The 3,521-nt window shown below is 66.3% G+C and carries 3 protein-coding genes; all 3 read left to right on the top strand.

All coding sequences use genetic code 11. The features are described 5' to 3' along the window. The first annotated feature begins 723 nt into the window (after positions 1–723). Positions 724–1,137 (top strand): cupin domain-containing protein, encoded by a 414-nt coding sequence (locus AC5JJ1_RS14200; protein WP_495785758.1) that lies wholly within the window; start codon positions 724–726, stop codon positions 1,135–1,137. A 161-nt stretch (positions 1,138–1,298) separates the two neighbouring features. Next, positions 1,299–1,517, top strand: coding sequence for a type II toxin-antitoxin system ParD family antitoxin (locus AC5JJ1_RS14195; RefSeq protein ID WP_495785757.1), 219 nt, complete (start codon positions 1,299–1,301; stop codon positions 1,515–1,517). Further along, a complete protein-coding gene (locus tag AC5JJ1_RS14190) occupies positions 1,507–3,381 on the top strand; it encodes a PAS domain-containing HWE histidine kinase family protein (protein WP_495785756.1) in 1,875 nt (624 codons plus the stop codon). Before AC5JJ1_RS14195 ends, AC5JJ1_RS14190 begins: the two co-directional genes overlap by 11 nt. Positions 3,382–3,521: the final 140 nt, after the last annotated feature.

Genomic DNA, 3,521 nt, shown 5'->3' with positions numbered 1-3,521 from the left:
AGAGGGGGGGCGATTTCATGTCGCCAAGGGAGGGAGATTCCATGTCGCCTGACAGCCCGAGGAGCACTGAGGCCAGGCCGAGCCAGCGGACAGGCAGGCAGGCGACCAGCGCAGGAGAGCTGAGTTCAATCCGGGGCGGCTATAGACAGGCCGGAACTGCTAGCCGCATGTCCGCTTCGCGGCACCCGGTGCCGTAAGCGGACAGGCCGCTTTCGGCCAAACCACGCCATTGGATTTAGGGGCTGGCAGGGGCGCTTCCGGATCTGATCATGGGCATGGCCAGACACGGCGGCTACGGGCCAACCGCATTGCGCGACGTATGATGCGATAAGTCGCGCGGAGAGCACTTCAGTGTTGCTGATCAAATCTTATCGCGGCAAATTACTCGGGACGGGCACTAGTTTCGCTTATTGGGAAATATTTATCAAGAAGCTCGTTATGTTAACGGTTCCGGGGAGCTTGTTGCTTTCGAGCATCAAGAAGTATGTAATGCACATCGCTTAGAGCCCGCTTCAGAATGGGACTGGAGCAACCAAGAAGGGCGGGTAGCCGACGATGAAATCGGTTCTTCCTCTCGAGTGAGAGTGCTCGGGCTGGTCTCCGTCTAATATGAGGAGCGACAGCGCGAAGACGCTGTGATCGACCGACGAAGTTGCGCTTGTGTGTCTGCGCTGTCAGCGCCTCAATAAGCGGCCAGGAAATGGTGGAGAAGGAGGTCTAGGCATGTTGACACGGAGGGTATTCTCGGCGTGCTGGGTTTGCTCCGCCGTCGGTCTGGTCGCAACGACGGCCGAGGCTCAACAGGCGCCGCAGCTCCAAAGCGCCGGGCTGAAACGCACGATCCTCAACCAGACTGAGCTACCGGGCGGTACCCATGTGGTCATCCAAGTCCTCGTCGAGGTGCCGCCAAACTCCGATGTCGAGCGACACGTCCATCCAGGGATCGAGACCGGCTATGTTTTAGAAGGCACCGGTATGCTCTACCTCGAAGGGCACGACCCGATCGAATTGAAGCCTGGCATAGGCCTTCAGGTGCCGCAGGGCGTCCGCCATAGCGCGAAGAACGGACCGACCGTCACGAGGCTCATCAGCACCCTCACGGTCGAAAAGGGCAAGCCCGCCGCATCCCCAGCGTAGCCCGGAAGCGGCCCATTAGCGCCGTCACAAGAAGCAAATCCCGCCTATGACATCCCCACCAAGCTGGACCGTTTACCTGAACCTTATGAATGCGTCTGAGCAATAGCTTCGGTTCTGTGGCTTGAATTGACACAGGTAATAGAACCTGAGCCCAATCTGGGGTGCCGATCCGCAAGACCCGCAACGTCTCTCTGACGCCTGAGCTCGAGGCGTTCGTCGATGGCCGGGTCGCCTCCGGGCGCTACCGCAGCGCCAGCGAGGTTGTCCGCGCCGCCCTCCGTCTCCTCGATGAGGACGAACGCAGGCGGGAGGGCCCCGGTCTTGCCAAGGCAGCCCAGCCGGCCAGGAAGCCACATCGAGACCTCGCCCGTGGACGCTAAGCCCGGGCACGGCCTGCCCGCGATCGGGGGCGAGATGGGCGCGCGGGTGCATGCCTTCGACTGGTCGGCCACCCCGCTCGGCCCGATGGCGGACTGGCCCGCAGCGCTGCGCACAGCCACCTCGATCGTCCTGGCCTCCGCGATCCCGAGTGTCCTCCTCTGGGGTAAGGCACTGACGGTCGCCGCCTACAACGATGCCTACCTGCTGCAGCTCGGCGGCAAACCCGAAGCGCTTGGACGCTCTCTACTCGAGGTCTGGGCGGAGGCGCGCGAGGTCATCGCGCCGCAGCTCGCCCGGGCGCAGCTTGGCGAGACCGTCTCCGTCAAGGATGCCCGCTTCACCCTGCTGCGCAACGTCGTTCAGGAGGAGGCCCTGTTCGACTACAGCTTCAGCCCGGTCCTCGACGAGACGGGGCAGGTCGCCGGCGTGCTCAACACCAGCATCGAGATCACGGCGCGGGTCCGGGCCGAGGTCGGGCGGGCCGAGAGCGAGGCGCGCCTGCGGGTGGCGCTCGAGGTAGGCGAGCTCGGCGCCTTCGAGTGGGACCTGCGCGCTGAGACGGTCCAGCCCTCCGACCGCGCGCGCCAGATCTTCGGCTTCGCGCCGAGCGAAGGCCACGACCCTGCGGACTACGTCGCCCGCATCGCGCCGGAGGAACTCGGACAAGTGGAGGTCGACGTGCAGACGGGGCTCGCCTTGGGTCGGGTGGAGGCGCACTACCACATCCGCCTGCCCGATGGTGGGATCCGCTACGTCCGCAGCTACGGCCGTGTACTGCGCGACGGGGACGGCGCGCCGCAGCGTGTCATTGGGATCTTCCTCGACGAGACCGAGCGCGATCGGGCCGAGGCGCGACTGCGCGAGAGCGAGGCGCGCTGGCGCGGCCTCTTCGAGAACATGCATGAGGGCTTCGCCCATTGCGAGATCGTCTACGGCCCAGACGGGCGGGCGGAGGACTACCGTCATCTCGAGGTGAATGACGCGGCACTGCGCCTGACCGGCCTGAGCCGGCAGGAGCTCCTGGGCCGTCGCGCGAGCGAGGCCATGCCAGGCCTTGAGCGCATGTGGACCGACGCCTTCGCACGCGTGGTCGAGACCGGCGAACCAGCCCACATCGAGCATCGGGCCGCGCCACTCGGCCGCTGGTTCGAGGTCATCGCCTACCGCACCGAGCCCGGTCGCTTCGGCGCGCTGTTCCTCAACATTACGGAGCGCAAGGCGGCAGAGGAGCGGCAGGCGATGCTGTCGAGGGAGGTGGACCACCGCGCCAAGAACGCGCTGGCGGTGGTGCAGGCGGCCCTGCGGCTGACCAGCGCACCGGACCTGCCGAACTATGTGCGTGCGATCGAGGGGCGCGTGGCGGCGTTGGCGCGGGCGCAGACGCTGCTCGCCGATGATCGCTGGGCCGGAGCCGACCTGCACACGTTACTGCGGGGTGAGCTGGCCGCCTTCGTCGAGGGTGACGTGCCGCGGGTCGAGCTGCGGGGCCCCCCGGTCGCGTTACCGGCGGGCACGGCCCAGCCGTTCGCGATGGCAGTCCACGAGCTGGCGACCAATGCGGTCAAGTATGGCGCGCTCTCAACGCCGGCTGGACGCGTGACGGTCCACTGGGATCTCGATGGCAGCCCGGATGCGACGTTACGGCTGCGCTGGAGCGAAACGGGCGGCCCGCCGGTTAGGGGCGAGCCTAGGCGGCACGGCTTCGGTACGCGATTGTTGAGGGGCACGGTGGGGCACCAGCTCGGCGGCGCCGTGTCAAAGTCCTGGCAGACGTCAGGGCTGGTCTGCACCATCGAGGTGTCGCTCGGGAGAGCGCTGACGGCGGCTGAACGAGCGGCAGTGGACCCCGCGCCCCAGCGCTGACCTATAGAGGAGGGAGGCGCCCTGCCCGGTCCTGGAGGACTGCTCTGGGTCGGCAGCGGTTGTTTCGTAGCTCTTCTGAAGCGGACTCTTAGCTTGGCTTTGCACGTGCCGTGACGCTCGCGTGCCATCATGGCGGGCGG

Source organism: Belnapia sp. (genome assembly GCF_059504005.1).
This window is presented reverse-complemented; position numbering and strand designations above follow the sequence as displayed.

Excerpts from the sequence above, each read along its gene's own strand:
- AC5JJ1_RS14200 (WP_495785758.1), top strand. The coding sequence starts at position 724 with ATGTTGACACGGAGGGTATTCTCGGCGTGCTGGGTTTGCTCCGCCGTC.